This window comes from Neobacillus rhizophilus, from assembly GCF_018343535.1.
Classification (GTDB): domain Bacteria; phylum Bacillota; class Bacilli; order Bacillales; family Cytobacillaceae; genus Neobacillus; species Neobacillus rhizophilus.
Window position 1 is genome coordinate 491022 of the sequence record NZ_JAGYPF010000003.1, and the last position, 15636, is coordinate 506657.

The window sequence follows — 15636 nt, forward strand, 5'->3', positions numbered from 1 at the left end:
AAAAGTCAGTCCCTTCAAAAGATTCCGACTTTTTTAAACAAGAACTTCCCCATTCTTTAAAATTACTTTCCCGTCTGCTACTACTGTCGGTTTGGTCATAATGAGGTCGTAATGGCAAGCCGCTTTTACATTTCCCCCTAACGTAATATTGGTGCCAATCCCGATATGCACGGAACCGAATACCCCTTCATCTTCAAGCATTGAGCCAATGAATTTACAGTTAGGGTTGAGGCCCACGCCGATTTCCGCGATGTTATAAACATTCGGATCATTTTTTGAAGCAAGATTTTCAGCCAGCATGTCGGCCTGTTTACCTCCTGAAATGGAAACAATCATTCCATCTTCTACTTTTACTGTCACCGGTTCATCAAGCAATCCAATCCCTATGTAAGGAATACTGGCATCTGCCACAATGACGCCGTGAGCGGATCCTTCGATTGGTGACACATTCGCTTCAACCGTTGGCACTGGAGCAAATTCACCCGGCTTGACCATACATGGCATGGCGTTTGAGCGTCTTCCTGTCGCGGAAAGGGTAAGGTCTGTACCATGCGGAGTGGTAAGCCTGATTTCGTTGGCTCCTTCAAGGGCGTTGGCTACTGCTCGGCAAATCGGTTCAACTGCTTTAAAATCAGCATGAACCCCGCCTTCAATCAACATTTCATCATGAAACTGGGTCAGCATGATTCCTCTTGAGCCTGCATCTACAGCATTGCGGACTGCACTAGTATGGGTAATAGAGGTATAGACTGCACTGATAAACACATCACTAGCTTCCATGGCGGCGGCGATTGGTGCCGGCGGCTCCTGCCCATCTGAGGTCCGCGGCGGCATCATGGCCATTGTCGGCTCTGCCCCTGCAGCGACAACGGCTGCGGAAATGCTCTTGGCAATATTCATCATTTTTGGTTCTGTCACGATCAATACTTGTTCATTTGGTTGGACACCCGCGCACACTTCTACAATCGTTCGGGCCCCTTTGCTCATCAAAATCGTTTTCATCTGATTCTTCTCCCCTTTTTTCTGGTTGGATTGATAAAATTTTCCGCTTTTCTATATTCTATAGAATTTGTACTTAAAAAAATATATTCTATAGAATCTATATTTAATAAAAAGTGAGAGGTTGGTACTTCTCACGATTTCCCCTTATTCTGGAGACTTGGTCCCCTTCTTTTTTGACAAGTTTTCTTGATTGATATATTCGAGTCCATTCTGAATATGAACTCTCATCGCTTGTTCCGCTTTGTCCGCATTTTTCTCTTTCAGAGCATGGAAGATTTCTAAATGCTCGGCATTGATCTTTTCTCTTCGGCTTGAATTATAGGCAGAAATATTGCGGTCATGATAAATCACGTCACTGACCAAACCCAAGAGCATCTTTAATTTCGCATTTCGTGCGTAGTCAATGATGACCGAGTGGATTTCGGAATTTAACCGGACTATTTCGGTTTCATTTTCAGCCTCGAAAGATTGTTCGAGCAATACCCGCACCCTTTCAATCCCCTCTTCATCGATATTCTCGACCGCAAGCCTAATCGCCAGTGTCTCCAATGCTTCCCGGCATTGATACGATTCCTTCACTTCCTCATCGGAAAAGCTTTGGATGACGACCCCCTTCCAAGGGACGATTTTCACCAACCCTTCTGCGGCCAAGCGGCGAAATGCTTCACGAACTGGCGTTGGACTTACCTTCATTTGTTTCGCCACTTCTGTCTCGGTTAATCTGCTGCCTGCCTGCAAATCCCCTTTTATGATAGCGGACTTCAAATTCTCATAGATCCTAACATTTAAAGGCTGCCTTTCAACTGATTCTACTTTCGAAAGATCCAAGTAACCCTGGCTCAACTGCTTCACCTCTCTGTATGTATCCGTTTTCAGATAATTCTTAAATACATTATTATTTTTGGGCCTATATTTTGTCAATACAATATTCTATAGAATATTGAATATTTTTTATTTTTATTATTTTATAAAAATAACACATTTACTCACTATATTATTTTACAATAAAAACCGTCTCTGAAAAAATATTTTGAAGCCCTTTGTAAATTTGAAATGTATCCTCTTTTATCCTTCAAAGAGCAGCTGGGATAGTCCAGCCGCCAGCCAAAACGAAAAGTTTTTTCGTTTCATTTTTTTAACCTAATGGATTTTCTCCGAAACGCTCCCATAATAGCGGGAACATCTCCATTAAATCATCCTCATCTTCCCAATCAAATTCAATGTCACTATTACGGTCCAGACCTCTTTCAACCAGCAAGTCTAACATTTCGTCATACAACTCCCCGTCCCAGTCCTCCAGATCCCCTTCCTTTTTCAAGGTGTAGGCATCAAATCCAACATTCAGAATATCCTCATTTTCCGGAACGCCTTCTTCTCCCAAATTTTCATCGGAGATATAGTCTGCCAAGAACTCAGGATTTTCCAGTGTTTGTTCAAAAACAAATCTGCCCTGCGAAATAAGCCAGCCTCGAAAATAATCGAAAGCATCATCTGAACATCCTCCCATAATGAGGTAGGCCGCTCCCCAAAGTCGTGATTGATAGCTTTCATTCATGTAGCTTCGGAAAATAAACTCATAATCCAGTATTTCGTCCTCTTCTTTATTGCTTAATGCCTCTGACATCCATTGTACCTGGTCTTCTTCATACGTCTTTGATTGCTCTAGTAAATTCCAAAATTGTATTTTATCCATTTCAATCCCTCCAAATCGAATAGCTATCAAAGGTTGTATTCTTGGCGGCAGCAATGAAATCCTGCTCGTTTTTACTCCTTCTTAAGGACACCCACGCCTGATTTTTGCTAGGTTTGTCCTTTAGACCGCTCCTTATGGACATTTCCTCCTGATTTTTTATAGAAGGTTATATTCGAAGATAGATTCATAGTAAAAAGGATGGACAATTTTAAAACATTTTGGAAGAATAATGGTATTATGACATATAGAATTTGATTACATAAAAATAAACAGCAGATTTTTTTATAAAAAAGGAGTACCTTGTGAAAAGATTTATTTTGTTCCTTTTAGCGGCGTTATTAATAGCATTTTTTGTTATAAAGTTCGGTATTAACCATGATAATTCGCCAGTGGAAGCACATGAAAATTTAAGCGGACAAGGTTGTGCAGTTCTGACCTACCACAGGATTAATAAAGATAGTTTTTTTGACAAGTTTAATGGATTTATTACTAATGACCCTCAGCTTACAACATACAATATATATAAAAGTGACTTTGATCAACAGATGAAAGATTTAAAACGTAATAACGTGGAATTTATTACACCGCAATTTTTACAAGAATATATGACTAAAAAGAAGACTTTACCTTCAAACCGCAAATGTGTACTTATCACATTTGATGATGTAGATGAATCTGTCTATCAGAATGCATTCCCTATTTTAAAAAATTATCAAATCCCTTTTACTGTTTTCCTAATAATGGGGCAGGTGGGAAACAAAGATTATAATGGAGTAAGTTTGGCTGATTGGAAACAAATCGAGGAAATGCAAAAGTCGGGATTGGCGACAGTTGGAACCCATACCTATGACTTGCATTATTTAAAATCTAATGGCCGTCCCCCATTCTTAGTAAATAAGAACATTAATGCTTTTCAAAAGGATGCACGATCATCCATAAAAAAATATGAGAAGCATTTTGGGTCTAAACCAGATTACTTTGCCTATCCTTACGGGTTTGGAACACCTCGAACAGACAAAGTATTAATGGATGATGGATATAAACTTATCTTTTCATTACGATATGGACTAAATAAACCAAACGACCCAACTTTTTTTGTGAAAAGAATACTTTTAACTTACAAGGATTGGGATGACGTTAAAAATTGGATTCAATCAAAATGATGCATGGGGACGGTTCTCTTGCATCATTTTGCGGTGCCGGACCTGGCCCGTGTTAGCAGTAAAACAAATTACTTCACCCACGCGCTTTTTTTACAGTGTGTTGCTTAAAAGATGGCTTTATTTCATTCCATCACCTATATATTGTTTCAACTCTTCCCCGCCCTTACTACAACCAAGGATATCACAAGAAGAAATGCAATAATTTTATTGTAATTCTAAACTTTTTCTCTTATTTTTGGAATGATTCCCAAGCCTTCGGTTGTTTTATGCAGTAAGTGCAATTTATCTGCAGCGGCTAGACCATCTCATCTATCCTGCTTTCGTTTGCTCAATCAGAAAAAGCTGTCAAATCGACAGCTCCGACCTTAAACTCTTTCCCCCGTTCATCAAAAAAGTTGACTTTGCTTGCCCAGCAGATTTTCAATTCAATCACCAGTAAGTATTATCCTGTTAAACTGTCCTCTCGGTTTAAAGTACCCTACTTATTTTTGATTTTATTTGTTCTATATAATGGAGTCCTCGAAGAGAATCTACTTTTTTACCGTCTTTAAATATCACAAGTGTGGGAATTCCTTGAACTTCATATTTCGCTGCCAGGTCCGATTCTTTATCTGTGTCAACCTTTGCGATTGAAATGTTGTCTCCCCACTCCAATGATAACTCCTCTAGAATAGGCTCCTGGATACGGCATGGCGGACACCATTTAGCACCAAACTCAACCAGTGTAATCCCTTTTTCAATTTCTTTATAAAAATTATGAAATTCTAATTCTTTAATCAACTGTAAAACCTCCCTCTAATTTCCACCATCAATACGGGTACGTTCTTCCTTTATTGAGGTTATCCGTTCAATTAAATTAGAGCGAATCATCGTAAGCAAACGAATTTGATGATCCAGCTCCTGCAGTTTTTCTTCGTAGATAGGGAGAATTTCATTACAGAAAGCTTCTTTGTTCTTCAGGACGCAATTCAAAAACCCAGAAATTTGCTCAATCGTGAGTCCCAAATTTAAATAAAACTTAATGGTGTTCACTTGTTCTACTGCCAAATCATGATATTCGCGATATCCGTTTGGCAAGCGCATTGGGATTAGAATTCCTTGTTCTTCGTAATACCGTAATGAACGAACACTCACCCCAGTTAGCCTGGATAACTCACTAATTTTCATTGGGGAACCCCCCTTCTTAATGATGTTATGGTTATTATAAACCCTCACATTAATGTTAAGGTCAATGGTTTTTTAAGAAAAAAACATAAAAATTTTTAAGGAAAGCACCCGTTAATGGAATGCTATTATGATTCTTGCATAGAACCATCCCTAGTCTCCCAATAAACTTCATTTAAACTATACACTGAGTTTACAAGGATTTAATAATCAGATGTTATGATTGGTTTATCAACGAATGAGGAGGCAGAATAAATGAATGTGCGTGCGATGTTTATTGATATGGATGGAACACTACTAAAAGCCTCAAACAACATTTCCCAACGAAATATGGAAGCCATTTATAGGCTCATGAATCAGGGAATCAAGGTTTTTCTAGCTACTGGTCGACACTTTGAAGTAACCGCACCCTACCATAAAGAAATTGGATTACGAACTCCGATGATTTGTTTGAATGGTGCCTCTATTCACGATGCAGAGACTGGAAGACCTATGCAAATGAAAACCGTCCGAGTAAACGAAGAACGATTCCACCATCTGACCGCTGATAATCCTTGTAATGTTATTATCCATACAGCAGATGGACTTTATTGTAAGGAAACAAATGAAGAAATCGAATATTGGACAAATGTTGGGCAAATCCCGCCACGGTATATTGGAGATTTAAGACAGGCAGATTATCAAGATGTTCTTAAATATAGTGTACTAACAGGTGCACCAAGCCCGAAAATTTCAGCTTTGTTTAAAAAGGAAGCAGAAGTCATCGATTGGAATAATGGATTTGAACTGCTTGCTCCTAATGTTTCCAAATGGTCCGCTATAAAAAGCTTACTTCGCGCTTATCGAATTAGTCCAAAAGAAGCTGTAGCGATTGGAGACGGGCCGAATGATATAGAGATGCTTCGTCAAGTCGGTACTGGTGTGGCAATGGGGAACGCTGGTGAAGAGGTTAAAGCAGCTGCTGATTTTGTTACTGGACACCACGAAAATGATGGATTAGCTGAGTTTATAGAACGTTATCTTTATAAATCAAATGTGGTTTAGGATTATTTTAAAATAACGATCCCTCACATTTTTTTTTGTCAAAAAAATAGAAAGTTAATCACCGCAACCTTTTGTATTCAAGCTTTCCTTGCACTTTGTTCCAAGTTTTTAACAAAAATCATTTTTACCTCTACTATATCCTTCAATATCTTTAGGGAACTCATTAGCAAGACGTACCTTCAACTTTCCATAATAATTCCTGCCAGATAAAATATATATTTTCTCTTTAAATCCCTACCACTATTTAGAAATCCTCATTTAAACGGTACTACTTAATGACTATCAACTACCAGTTTCTCGATCTGGTGCCACAAGGTCGACAGGACGACCGTCCCCATGCATCATATTCAATATTGATGAATGGGGACGGTTCTCCTGCCTCACCTTCGGTTCCTGTTCAGATTCCGTAACGCTGCATCGTTACACTTATTTCTGAAAAAAACGCTTGAATGACGCAGAACCGTCCCCATGCTTCATTAGTGTATGTCTTTTTTCTTAAATCGGCCGCCATGTACTGCCGAGACGTCTGTGGCAATGATGAATGCTTGGGGATCTATTTCTCTAATGATGTCTTTCATTTTTGTTTCTTCCAGCCTTGTGAAGACGCATAGAATAACGCGTTTGTCCTCGCCGCTATAAGACCCCTCTCCGTGCAGATAGGTCACTCCCCGGCCTAGCCGCTCAGTGATAGCTTCTGCCATCTCATCGGTATTGTCACTTATGATATACACGGATTTCATGTCATCCAACCCTTTAACCACAACGTCAATGGTCCGGAAAGCAATATAGTATGTAAGCATTGAAAATAAAGCATTTTCGATAGAGAATACAAAGGCTGCAACCGAGAAGATAATCACGTTTACAAACATGATAATTTCGCCCACAGTAAATGGTACCCTCTTCTCAATTAAGATGGCCAATGTTTCTGTACCATCTAAGACCCCACCATTTCTTATGGTCAAACCTACTCCTAATCCTAAAATTAAACCGCCGAAAACTACAGCCAGCAATTCATTATTTACAATCGGTTTGACATGATGCATAAAAGAAGTCGCCACAGATAGAGCAATAATCCCATACAACATACTAACAGCAAAGGTTTTACCAATCTGCTTATACCCTAAGAAAAAGAAAGGTAAGTTTAAAACCACTAAAAATATACTAAGATTAAATGTTGTCACGTGACTCAATAACATAGACAAGCCCGTTACCCCGCCGTCAATCATATTGTTTGGAATAAGCACGGCTTCCAGCCCATATGCCATAATAACGGCTCCAAGCGTAATAAACAAAAACCTTCTAACAATATTACTAAGCGTTAATCCTTTATGATTTAATTTCTTTTTTTCTACAGATGTATCCATATGATTCCTCCCTATTTCATTGTTTTCCTTATATTAATATACCAAAAGAAATGAGATTTTTTCCAAAACAAACCTCTCATTAGCACAAAAAAAGGCAGCAAAATAAAAAGCCGCCTTTCTATTTGTAACATAATATTCCCTTGTCGGACTAATTCTAGGCACGTGGACAATCACAACCCTTCCCTCAAAATAAAATGAAGCAAGGAAGGTGATTGAAATGTCGTCCTCAATCAATATCGGCCGATTTAAGGTACAAGCACTCTCAAATAATGCAAACATTAATTTTGAAGGAACCACCCAAAACAGCCATACCTCCAACAACACCATAATCGGCGGCAATTTCAGCTTCGGAGATGGTTCCTCAAGCACATTCACAAATATAAATAACGGCACCATTACCGTTTCAAACGAAAACTCAGGCCAGGATTCCTAGTGGTACATTGGGTGATGCATGGGGACGGTTCTCATGCTCTATTTCTACGATGCCGGCTCATGGTCCATGTTCATTCATGGTGCCGCAGATTCCTAAAACGCCTAAATTGATGCACGAGAACCGTCCCTCTGCACCATTATTAAATCCTATATCCGATATAAAGACTCAGAAACCAGATGGGTGCGACGAATAATGCGATTCGCATTTCTGGGATGAATGCCATTAAGACGATGATAAGTGCTAGGAACGTCAATGATAAATAGGTGGAGATTGGATATAACGGCATTTTAAATGCTAGTTTTTCTTTTTCTATTTTTGTTTTGGATTTCCTGAACTTTAATTGCGTAATCAGGATGATTGTCCAACTTGTAATTACCGCAACTGTGGCAACGGATGAAATGTACAGAAACACTTTTTCAGGAACAATATAGTTCAATACTACTGCCACTAGTAAAAACATGGACGAGAACAGAATTCCGCGTCTTGGGCTGCCATTATTGCTAAGCTTTCCGAAATATTTCGGGCCGTTATTTTGGAGTGATAAATTGTAAAGCATTCTTCCCGAACTGAATAACCCACTATTAAAAGCCGATAGTGCTGCTGTTATGACTACGAAGTTAATGATATGGGCAGCACCCGGGATTCCAACCTTATCGAAAATTAACACAAAGGGGCTTCCCTTCGTGCCTACCTCATTCCAAGGGTATAAAATCATCATGATTCCTAATGCGCCAATATAAAAAATCAAAATCCTCCAGACTACATTGTTGATGGCTGAGGGAATGGACTTTTGGGGATTTTTTGCCTCCCCTGCCGTAATTCCGACTAATTCTACACCGCCAAATGAAAACATCACGAGAACTAGGGACATTAATATTCCTTTGATTCCATTTGGGACGAATCCTCCATGCGTCCAAAGATTGTCAAAACCAATCGGATGACCGCCATTCCCGATTCCTATGAAAATGATTCCTAATCCAAGAAGGATCATCCCGATAATCGCTACAACCTTTATCAGCGCAAACCAAAACTCAAACTCGCCAAAAGCTTTTACATTAGCAAGATTTATGATCGTAATCACGACAAGTACAGACAGTGCTGTCAGCCATTGCGGAATATCCGGAAACCAGTAATTCACATAAACACCAACCACCGTTATTTCCGCCATTCCGACGACAACCCACATAAACCAATAAGTCCACCCGGTAAAGAAACCTGCAAACGGACCTAGATATTTGTTTGCATATGAACTGAATGAACCTGAAACCGGTTCATCTACAGCCATTTCCCCCAGCGCTCTCATTATCGTGAAAATGACCAGGCCTCCGACTAAATATGACAACAGAACAGACGGACCAGCCATTTGAATCGTGGCACTTGAGCCATAAAACAGCCCAACCCCAATCGCACCTCCAAGTGCAATTAACTGGATATGCCTATTATCTAAACCTCGCTGCAACTTCTCACTTTGATGATTTTTCCCCAACCATTACTCCTCCTGCCTTTATGCCTCTACTAATTTGCTTCTATTACCTTATTTAAGAGATTATAATTACATAAGAATTTTCAAGCAATGAAGCAAATTAACGCTTTACTGTATTAAATGATGCATAGGGACGGTTCTTTTGCCTCATCCAGTGCCTGCTAAAGCCCCGTGTTCGAACATAGTACCGCATTCTGAAAAAAAAAGAATTGATGCATGAGAACCGTCCCCATGCCTCAAAAAAATAGAGGCTGCTCAAGTTGAGTCAGCCTCTTTGGTGATTTTCTATTTTATCGTAATGTTTTTAAAGCTCCGCTCCACGCATTAACTTCTTCAAGCATGGCATTTACGTTATTGAGATGTAGTTCTTGTGGTTTAAATTCAGATCCATTTACAAAGTCTGTGAATAGGCTTAAAGTTGGATGTGTGCGAACATCTGCTACTTTTTGTTCGGCAAGAATTCCACGCAAATGTTCAGCTGCACGAGCACCGCCAGTTGAGCCATAGCTTACTATACCAGCAGCTTTGTTATACCAAGCTTCACGAGCAAAATCGATCGCGTTTTTTAACGCACCCGTAATACTGTGGTTGTATTCTTGAACGATGAACACAAATCCATCAAGGCTTGCCAGTTTCTCATTCCAAGCTGCAATGCCTGGCTCTGAACCATCTGTTGTACCTAAGAATGGAAGATTAAAGTCCGCAATATCGACGATTTCATAGTTGGCATCCCCACGTTTATCGGCAATTCCTTTAACCCATTCGCCGACTTGTGGGCTTACACGCCCTTGGCGTGTGCTCCCTAAAATGATTCCAATATTTAATTTTTCTGTAGTCATAGCAACTTCCTCCTTAGATTCTTTCCCAAATAGTTTACCTATAAAGCCCATCTTAATTACACCGCCTATAAATTTTTTATTTACTTGTTTCTCTCCGAACAATTGGCGCAACTTCTGTCGCTAATAATTCAATTCCTTCAGCTATTTTCTTAAATGGAATACCACCTATATCAATCTGAGCCATAAACCGCTGATGTCCAAACAGTTCGTGTTGTCGAAGGATTTTCTCCACAATCTGTTGTGGGCTTCCCACAAATAAGGCGGTATCTGGACCTGTCATATATTCAAAATCCGATTTTGATATTTTTTCACCTGTCATCCCACGCTGGAGGTTTACAGAATACCAGTAGTTTGAATAGTAAGGATAAAATTCATCCTTGGCCTGCTGGGTTGTCTTTGAAATATACCCGTGGCCTGTAACGCCTACCTTTAATTTTTCCAAATCATGCCCCGCTGCAGTGCCCGCATTACGGTACAGTTCTACCAGTGGCTTGAATCGTACTGGGTCGCCGCCAAGTATTGCCAAAGCCATCCCAACGCCTAACCTTCCAGCACGGGCCGCACTTTGCGGCGTTCCCCCTACTCCCACCCAAACAGGAATCTGATTTTGCAGAGGCCGCGGGGCAATTTCTGCATTTTTTAAAGATGAACGAAAGTTGCCCTCCCAAGTAATTCGTTCGTTTTCATTTAGCTTTAAAAATAATTCGATATTCTCAGAGAACAAAGCGTCATAGTCATTTATGTCATACCCGAATAGAGGGAAGGATTCTATGAATGCCCCGCGGCCTGCCATGATTTCTGCCCTTCCATCTGAAAGCAAATCCAGCGTAGCAAAATCTTCAAACAGGCGAACAGGATCAACCGTGCTTAATACAGTCGTGGTACTTGTCAATTTAATTCGTTTAGTTTTTTGGGCAATGGCGGACAATACGACCGGAACGGAAGACGTGGCATAGTCTAAGCGGTGATGTTCACCCACTCCAAACACATCAAGTCCAGCTTCGTCAGCGAGTGTTGCCGCAGCCATTATTTCCTTTATTCTTTGTCCTGCACTGACCGTTTGACCAGTAGTAGGATCTACACATATATCTCCAAGTGTATAGAGGCCAATTTCTATTCCAGTATTTCTTTCCTGTCCCATAACAGCTAATTCCTCCAGTTATGATGAATAATTTTTCATACTTTCAGGATAATGCGGTTACCTGAAGGATCAGAAGTAATGAACGAACCATTTTCTTCAGCAAGGGATGCTCCAATACTCTTCAGTTGAATTATTATATTATTTCTCTTTTCCTCATTTGCCAGCATGAGTGTAAATGTTTCAAGCCCAACACTATTAGGAGAAGGTGCAGGCGCTCCTACCCCATTCCAAGTATTTAAACCAATATGGTGATGGTATTTGCCATCAGAAATGAAAAGTGCCTGACTTCCAAATCGGTTTACCACTTCAAATCCAAGACCTTTTATATAAAACTCTTCTGTCTTTTTTAATTCGGAAACATGTAAATGGATATGTCCCATCACCGTGCCCGCAGGCAGCCCTTCCCATGCTGGCTGTTTCCCGCCAGAAAGCAGGTCGGAGAAATTCAACGGGTCAACGGCCATTGCCACCTCTCCCTTATTCCAATTCCATAAGGAAGGGTCACGGTCGATATAAATTTCAATTCCATTTCCATCAGGGTCAGATAAATAAAGAGCTTCGCTCACAAGATGATCGGATGAACCGAACCGCAAGCCGATTTCTGCAAAATGCTGCACGATTCTTGCTAAATCAGAACGTTTCGGAAGTAGCAGGGCATAGTGATACAATCCGGTTGTTTTTCCCTGCTTAGGTACCACGTTCGTTGGTTGCTCGATGGATAATAAAACGGTCTTTCCATCAGCAGTAAGGCTAGCGGACCTTTCAGATTGTTCCAATACCTTAAAACCAATCACCTGTTGATAAAAAGCTAATGAACGTTGTAAATTTTCTACCTTTAGGTTCACTTGGCCTACAAATGTAATAGGTTCACGATGAAAGTTCATTTTTGTTACCTCCTTTTAGGCTTTCTCAGAGCGAAACAGGACGTTATCCAAAGCTAGAACAGATTTGTTTGCTGCAGCAAGATAGATAGAAATTGCCATTAAAGCTAAGTCAAGCTCGTAGCCTGCCATTTGACCATTGCCAAGAAATCCGACAGCAATTTTTACTTTTACAATGGCAACAGCTAAAACAATCGCAAATAGTATCGAAATTACCCTTGTTCCTATTCCTAAAATAACCGCGATGCCACCAATCAATTCAATTAGAGCAACCACATACGCTGAAAAGCCTGGAAGACCTAAACTTTCAAAAAAGCCAGCCGTATTTTCAATGCCGCCTTGGAATTTTGCAACCCCATGTATTAAGAAGGTTGCCCCCAAAAATACTCGTAAGATAGTTGTTACCACTTCATTTTTTATTGCCATTTACTATGCACTCCTTTGATTTTGTTTTTGTTTTAAAAACAATTTGTTAGTTAGTTACTTTATGTAAGTAAGTATATTGTGATAAGTTAGTAGTGTCAAGTATGTAATTTGTAAAAAACAATTTAATTATTTATAAATATGTTTATAATAATTAATAAGGAGTTGATTCAATTGGATAAATCGATTTGTCCTCGCTTTGAAAAAGCCATGGGGTTTCTGAGCCAAAGATGGACTGGTATGATTATTTACCAACTTTTATCTGGTCCGCAGCGGTTTTGCACGATTGAATCTTCAATTGGTGTAAGCGGCAGAGTGCTCTCAGAAAGGTTAAAGGATTTGGAAAATGAGGGAATCGTAAAACGGGAAGTCTTCCCGGAAACTCCAGTCCGAATCGAGTATTCATTAACCGACAAAGGCCTGGCACTAAAACCGCTCATGAACAGCATAGAAGACTGGTCACAAAACTGGTTGTGATGCATGGGGACGGTTCTTTTGCCTCAAATATTTTTTTCGAAATATCAAAGTTGAACCCTATAAACAAAGGGCAGACTTCCACTTTATTATAATGGGAGTCTGCCCTATTTTTTGAGGCATGGGGACGGTTCTTTTGCCTCAAATACTTTTCGAAAATATCAGAGTTGAAACCTATAAACAAAGGGGCAGACTTCCGCTACTTCATAGTAATGGGAGTCCACCCCTTTGTGTTTACTAATTAATACTCACTTTCCATCAATTTAATCCGCTCGTAAAGCTCACTGTTGACAGGCGTAGGAATTCCAAATTTCTTCCCTAATTCCAAAACCGTGCCTGAGAATAAATCGACTTCACTGAATCGTTTTGCTTCGACATCTTGAGCCATTGACGGCTTTCCTTCAGGGCTCAATGTGCCCAGCACGATTAACCAATAGTCTAAATCTGCCTCCGTTAAATGGACTCCTTCTTTCTCAGCCAGTGCAATGACCTCACGCATAGCAGCAATCATCGTATCTCTTGCTTGTCCTTCCCGCTGGATTTCACCATAGTCGCTCCCGTAAACAGCAACGGTCTGATTCACACCGACGTTGAGCATAAATTTGCCCCATAATCTCTTCTTCATATCTGTGTCTACCTGATAAGGGAGTTCCATTTTTTCAAAAAATGCCGCTACACTCTTGACCTTATCTGAAATCTCTCCAAATTCCCGGTCCCCAAAACAAATCATTCCCTTATTGGCATAAGTTAGATCATTTCCAATCTTAACGGCGTCCATGCCTTGGGCGACACTATATAGGATTTTATCCATTCCAAAAGCTTCGCCAATTACTGCTTCACTGCTAATGCCATTTAGCAGTGATAAAATGATTGTGTTTTCTCCGACATGATTTCTTGCAGCTTGGATCGAGTCCTCCAACCCATCATATTTCACAGCAAAAATCAATAGATCAGCAGGTTCGCATTTTTCCTCAGGTGTTACATAATGAAATTCACAGCGTTCGCCATTACAATAAACCCCGTCAGTTTGATACCTCACAATTCGAGCCTGATCGGCAATAATCCTTACATCATTCTTTGCCATTTTCCTGGTCAAATGATGGCCAAACAAAATCCCTAAAGCTCCTAATCCAATAATCGATACCTTTTTTATTTCCATAACAACCTTAATTCCTTTCTTGTGATGCATGGGGACGGTTCTTCTGCCTCATTCCACGGTCGGGCTCAAGGTCCGCATTCGGTATATATTGCAGCATACTTCCGAACGAAATCCACTGAATTGATGCATAAGAACCGTCCCCTTGCCTCAATTTTATTTTGTAATACAATATTTGCGGTCTAACCATTTGGAGATGCTGAGTGTTGCGACTCCGGCAATTAGGTATATAAAGCCTCCAACTTCTATTACATATCCAAAGTTAGGAAGCAGTCTAGGCAGAAAAATCATACCGAGTATAGATAGTGTCATAATGAAAGAAAGTAAGACAAAATCTTTTACTTTATTTGATACTTTGTAAACAGATTGTTGCAGCCATTTTAAGATTACAACCACATCAAGAAAAATGATACAAGCAACGATTATAAACGTAACAATGGCTGTCCCGACATATACAGTCTGATCGTTATCTTTAAAATAGTGGATAATGATGTCTCCTATCCCATTGACTACAGCTATTAAGCCTGCCAGCTTCACTAACAAAAAGACTATAAAATAGGCTGTGCTTTTCCCCGATTCTTTAGGTAACTGCTTGATCATTTCATCACAATAAGCTGATGGATTCTCTCCAAATATATCCACAGCTCGTTTTCCTTCTTTCTGTGCCTCAATGATATGATCTAAAAGCTCCATTAATAATTCTTCTGATTGCTGCTCCGAAACGGCCATACTCGCTCGAATATAAACGAGCATATTACCGTAATATTCTTCATTTTCTTTCGTCAATTCTTTTCGTTTTCGATTATTTAGTTCAATCAACTCTTTAGCGTTCATCATTAAACCCCCTATTTAACAATTTATCTACAGGTTTCTGAATATTTTCCCATTCTTCTCGAAATTCAGCTATTGCCTTTTCCCCTTCGATGGTAAGTTGGTAGTATTTCCGTTTAGGACCTGTTGGGGAAGCGCGCATTTCACCTTTAATTAATCCCTCCTTTTGGAGCCGAAGCAAAATGGGATAAATGGATCCTTCACTTACATCATTCAAGCCAAATTGTTGAAGCTTCTGTGATAGTTCATAACCATAAACCGTTTCTTTTTCAATGATTGATAGAATACATCCTTCCAAAATCCCTTTTAATAATTGGCTTCTCAGTGACATAAACGTTTCGTCCTTATCGGTATCTTGTAATACAAGATACTATGTTTTAATTTAGCTACCTTGCAAAACAAGATAGCTTATTATACCCAGCATAACCCATTTTTGGAAATCGGTCAAGTCTTGATGCATGGAGTGGGAACATCCACGGGACACTTCTCCCGCCCCATATCGCGTCCGGCCCAAGGTCCGTATTCGGTACCTGATGCAACATATT

At 39.9% G+C, this 15636-nt stretch carries 18 protein-coding genes; 4 read left to right on the top strand and 14 right to left on the bottom strand.

Annotated features, from left to right (window positions below; genetic code table 11):
• Positions 1-33: 33 nt before the first annotated feature.
• The 3 genes from KHA99_RS15875 to KHA99_RS15885 all read right to left on the bottom strand — a co-directional run bounded on the left by KHA99_RS15875 (position 34) and on the right by KHA99_RS15885 (position 2695).
• A complete protein-coding gene (locus KHA99_RS15875) occupies positions 34-1002 on the bottom strand; it encodes an aminopeptidase (RefSeq protein WP_213118447.1) in 969 nt (322 codons plus the stop codon).
• A 144-nt stretch (positions 1003-1146) separates the two neighbouring features.
• Complete coding sequence (locus tag KHA99_RS15880) at positions 1147-1845, bottom strand: GntR family transcriptional regulator (protein ID WP_213118448.1); 699 nt, start codon at positions 1843-1845, stop codon at positions 1147-1149.
• Positions 1846-2137: 292 nt separating this feature from the next.
• On the bottom strand, positions 2138-2695 hold the full coding sequence (locus KHA99_RS15885; RefSeq protein WP_213118449.1) for a DUF4240 domain-containing protein: 558 nt from the start codon (positions 2693-2695) through the stop codon (positions 2138-2140).
• A 302-nt stretch (positions 2696-2997) separates the two neighbouring features.
• Between KHA99_RS15885 and KHA99_RS31390 the strand changes: the two genes are divergently transcribed.
• Positions 2998-3858, top strand: a complete 861-nt coding sequence (locus KHA99_RS31390; protein ID WP_213118450.1) for a polysaccharide deacetylase family protein — start codon at positions 2998-3000, stop codon at positions 3856-3858.
• A gap of 468 nt (positions 3859-4326) precedes the next feature.
• Here the strand turns inward: KHA99_RS31390 and KHA99_RS15895 are convergent, their stop codons facing one another.
• Both KHA99_RS15895 and KHA99_RS15900 read right to left on the bottom strand, forming a co-directional pair.
• Positions 4327-4638, bottom strand: coding sequence for a thioredoxin family protein (locus tag KHA99_RS15895; RefSeq protein ID WP_213118451.1), 312 nt, complete (start codon positions 4636-4638; stop codon positions 4327-4329).
• A 15-nt stretch (positions 4639-4653) separates the two neighbouring features.
• Positions 4654-5025, bottom strand: coding sequence for a MerR family transcriptional regulator (locus KHA99_RS15900; RefSeq protein ID WP_213118452.1), 372 nt, complete (start codon positions 5023-5025; stop codon positions 4654-4656).
• A gap of 252 nt (positions 5026-5277) precedes the next feature.
• Here KHA99_RS15900 and KHA99_RS15905 point away from each other — a divergent pair, with 252 nt between their 5' ends.
• Positions 5278-6066 carry an HAD family hydrolase gene (locus tag KHA99_RS15905; RefSeq protein ID WP_213118453.1) on the top strand — a complete coding sequence of 263 codons (789 nt, stop codon included), beginning with the start codon at positions 5278-5280 and terminating at the stop codon, positions 6064-6066.
• A 476-nt stretch (positions 6067-6542) separates the two neighbouring features.
• On the opposite strand, the gene KHA99_RS15910 is transcribed toward KHA99_RS15905, so the two are convergent.
• The gene (locus tag KHA99_RS15910) at positions 6543-7430 is read right to left on the bottom strand and encodes a YitT family protein (protein WP_213118454.1); all 888 of its coding nucleotides are present in this window, start codon (positions 7428-7430) and stop codon (positions 6543-6545) included.
• A gap of 217 nt (positions 7431-7647) precedes the next feature.
• Between KHA99_RS15910 and KHA99_RS15915 the strand changes: the two genes are divergently transcribed.
• Positions 7648-7863 carry a spore germination protein gene (locus tag KHA99_RS15915; RefSeq protein WP_213118455.1) on the top strand — a complete coding sequence of 72 codons (216 nt, stop codon included), beginning with the start codon at positions 7648-7650 and terminating at the stop codon, positions 7861-7863.
• A 139-nt stretch (positions 7864-8002) separates the two neighbouring features.
• On the opposite strand, the gene KHA99_RS15920 is transcribed toward KHA99_RS15915, so the two are convergent.
• The 5 genes from KHA99_RS15920 to KHA99_RS15940 all read right to left on the bottom strand — a co-directional run bounded on the left by KHA99_RS15920 (position 8003) and on the right by KHA99_RS15940 (position 12633).
• On the bottom strand, positions 8003-9349 hold the full coding sequence (locus KHA99_RS15920) for an amino acid permease (protein WP_213118456.1): 1347 nt from the start codon (positions 9347-9349) through the stop codon (positions 8003-8005).
• Positions 9350-9636: 287 nt separating this feature from the next.
• On the bottom strand, positions 9637-10236 hold the full coding sequence (locus tag KHA99_RS15925; protein WP_213118896.1) for an NADPH-dependent FMN reductase: 600 nt from the start codon (positions 10234-10236) through the stop codon (positions 9637-9639).
• Between the two features lie 25 nt (positions 10237-10261).
• Positions 10262-11326 (bottom strand): LLM class flavin-dependent oxidoreductase, encoded by a 1065-nt coding sequence (locus KHA99_RS15930; RefSeq protein WP_213118457.1) that lies wholly within the window; start codon positions 11324-11326, stop codon positions 10262-10264.
• A 35-nt stretch (positions 11327-11361) separates the two neighbouring features.
• The gene (locus tag KHA99_RS15935; RefSeq protein WP_213118458.1) at positions 11362-12210 is read right to left on the bottom strand and encodes a VOC family protein; all 849 of its coding nucleotides are present in this window, start codon (positions 12208-12210) and stop codon (positions 11362-11364) included.
• Positions 12211-12225: 15 nt separating this feature from the next.
• Complete coding sequence (locus KHA99_RS15940) at positions 12226-12633, bottom strand: DoxX family protein (RefSeq protein WP_213118459.1); 408 nt, start codon at positions 12631-12633, stop codon at positions 12226-12228.
• Positions 12634-12804: 171 nt separating this feature from the next.
• On the opposite strand from KHA99_RS15940, the gene KHA99_RS15945 reads away from it, so the two are divergent.
• Positions 12805-13107: a winged helix-turn-helix transcriptional regulator gene (locus KHA99_RS15945; protein ID WP_284037179.1), complete on the top strand. Its 303-nt coding sequence runs from the start codon at positions 12805-12807 to the stop codon at positions 13105-13107.
• Positions 13108-13345: 238 nt separating this feature from the next.
• Here the strand turns inward: KHA99_RS15945 and KHA99_RS15950 are convergent, their stop codons facing one another.
• The 3 genes from KHA99_RS15950 to KHA99_RS15960 form a co-directional block, all read right to left on the bottom strand.
• On the bottom strand, positions 13346-14263 hold the full coding sequence (locus KHA99_RS15950) for a ketopantoate reductase family protein (RefSeq protein WP_213118897.1): 918 nt from the start codon (positions 14261-14263) through the stop codon (positions 13346-13348).
• Between the two features lie 153 nt (positions 14264-14416).
• Positions 14417-15094, bottom strand: coding sequence for a DUF1129 family protein (locus KHA99_RS15955; RefSeq protein ID WP_213118461.1), 678 nt, complete (start codon positions 15092-15094; stop codon positions 14417-14419).
• Entirely contained in the window at positions 15084-15422 is a 339-nt protein-coding gene (locus tag KHA99_RS15960; protein WP_213118462.1) for a PadR family transcriptional regulator, read from the bottom strand. The genes KHA99_RS15955 and KHA99_RS15960 overlap by 11 nt, the downstream gene beginning before the upstream one ends.
• Between the last annotated feature and the right edge of the window lie 214 nt (positions 15423-15636).

Excerpts from the sequence above, each read along its gene's own strand:
- KHA99_RS15950 (WP_213118897.1), bottom strand. The coding sequence starts at position 14,263 with ATGGAAATAAAAAAGGTATCGATTATTGGATTAGGAGCTTTAGGGATT.
- KHA99_RS15885 (WP_213118449.1), bottom strand. The coding sequence starts at position 2,695 with ATGGATAAAATACAATTTTGGAATTTACTAGAGCAATCAAAGACGTAT.
- KHA99_RS15930 (WP_213118457.1), bottom strand. The coding sequence starts at position 11,326 with ATGGGACAGGAAAGAAATACTGGAATAGAAATTGGCCTCTATACACTT.
- KHA99_RS15935 (WP_213118458.1), bottom strand. The coding sequence starts at position 12,210 with ATGAACTTTCATCGTGAACCTATTACATTTGTAGGCCAAGTGAACCTA.
- KHA99_RS15905 (WP_213118453.1), top strand. The coding sequence starts at position 5,278 with ATGAATGTGCGTGCGATGTTTATTGATATGGATGGAACACTACTAAAA.
- KHA99_RS15925 (WP_213118896.1), bottom strand. The coding sequence starts at position 10,236 with ATGGGCTTTATAGGTAAACTATTTGGGAAAGAATCTAAGGAGGAAGTT.
- KHA99_RS15910 (WP_213118454.1), bottom strand. The coding sequence starts at position 7,430 with ATGGATACATCTGTAGAAAAAAAGAAATTAAATCATAAAGGATTAACG.
- KHA99_RS15900 (WP_213118452.1), bottom strand. The coding sequence starts at position 5,025 with ATGAAAATTAGTGAGTTATCCAGGCTAACTGGGGTGAGTGTTCGTTCA.
- KHA99_RS15960 (WP_213118462.1), bottom strand. The coding sequence starts at position 15,422 with ATGTCACTGAGAAGCCAATTATTAAAAGGGATTTTGGAAGGATGTATT.
- KHA99_RS15915 (WP_213118455.1), top strand. The coding sequence starts at position 7,648 with ATGTCGTCCTCAATCAATATCGGCCGATTTAAGGTACAAGCACTCTCA.
- KHA99_RS15955 (WP_213118461.1), bottom strand. The coding sequence starts at position 15,094 with ATGAACGCTAAAGAGTTGATTGAACTAAATAATCGAAAACGAAAAGAA.
- KHA99_RS15940 (WP_213118459.1), bottom strand. The coding sequence starts at position 12,633 with ATGGCAATAAAAAATGAAGTGGTAACAACTATCTTACGAGTATTTTTG.
- KHA99_RS15875 (WP_213118447.1), bottom strand. The coding sequence starts at position 1,002 with ATGAAAACGATTTTGATGAGCAAAGGGGCCCGAACGATTGTAGAAGTG.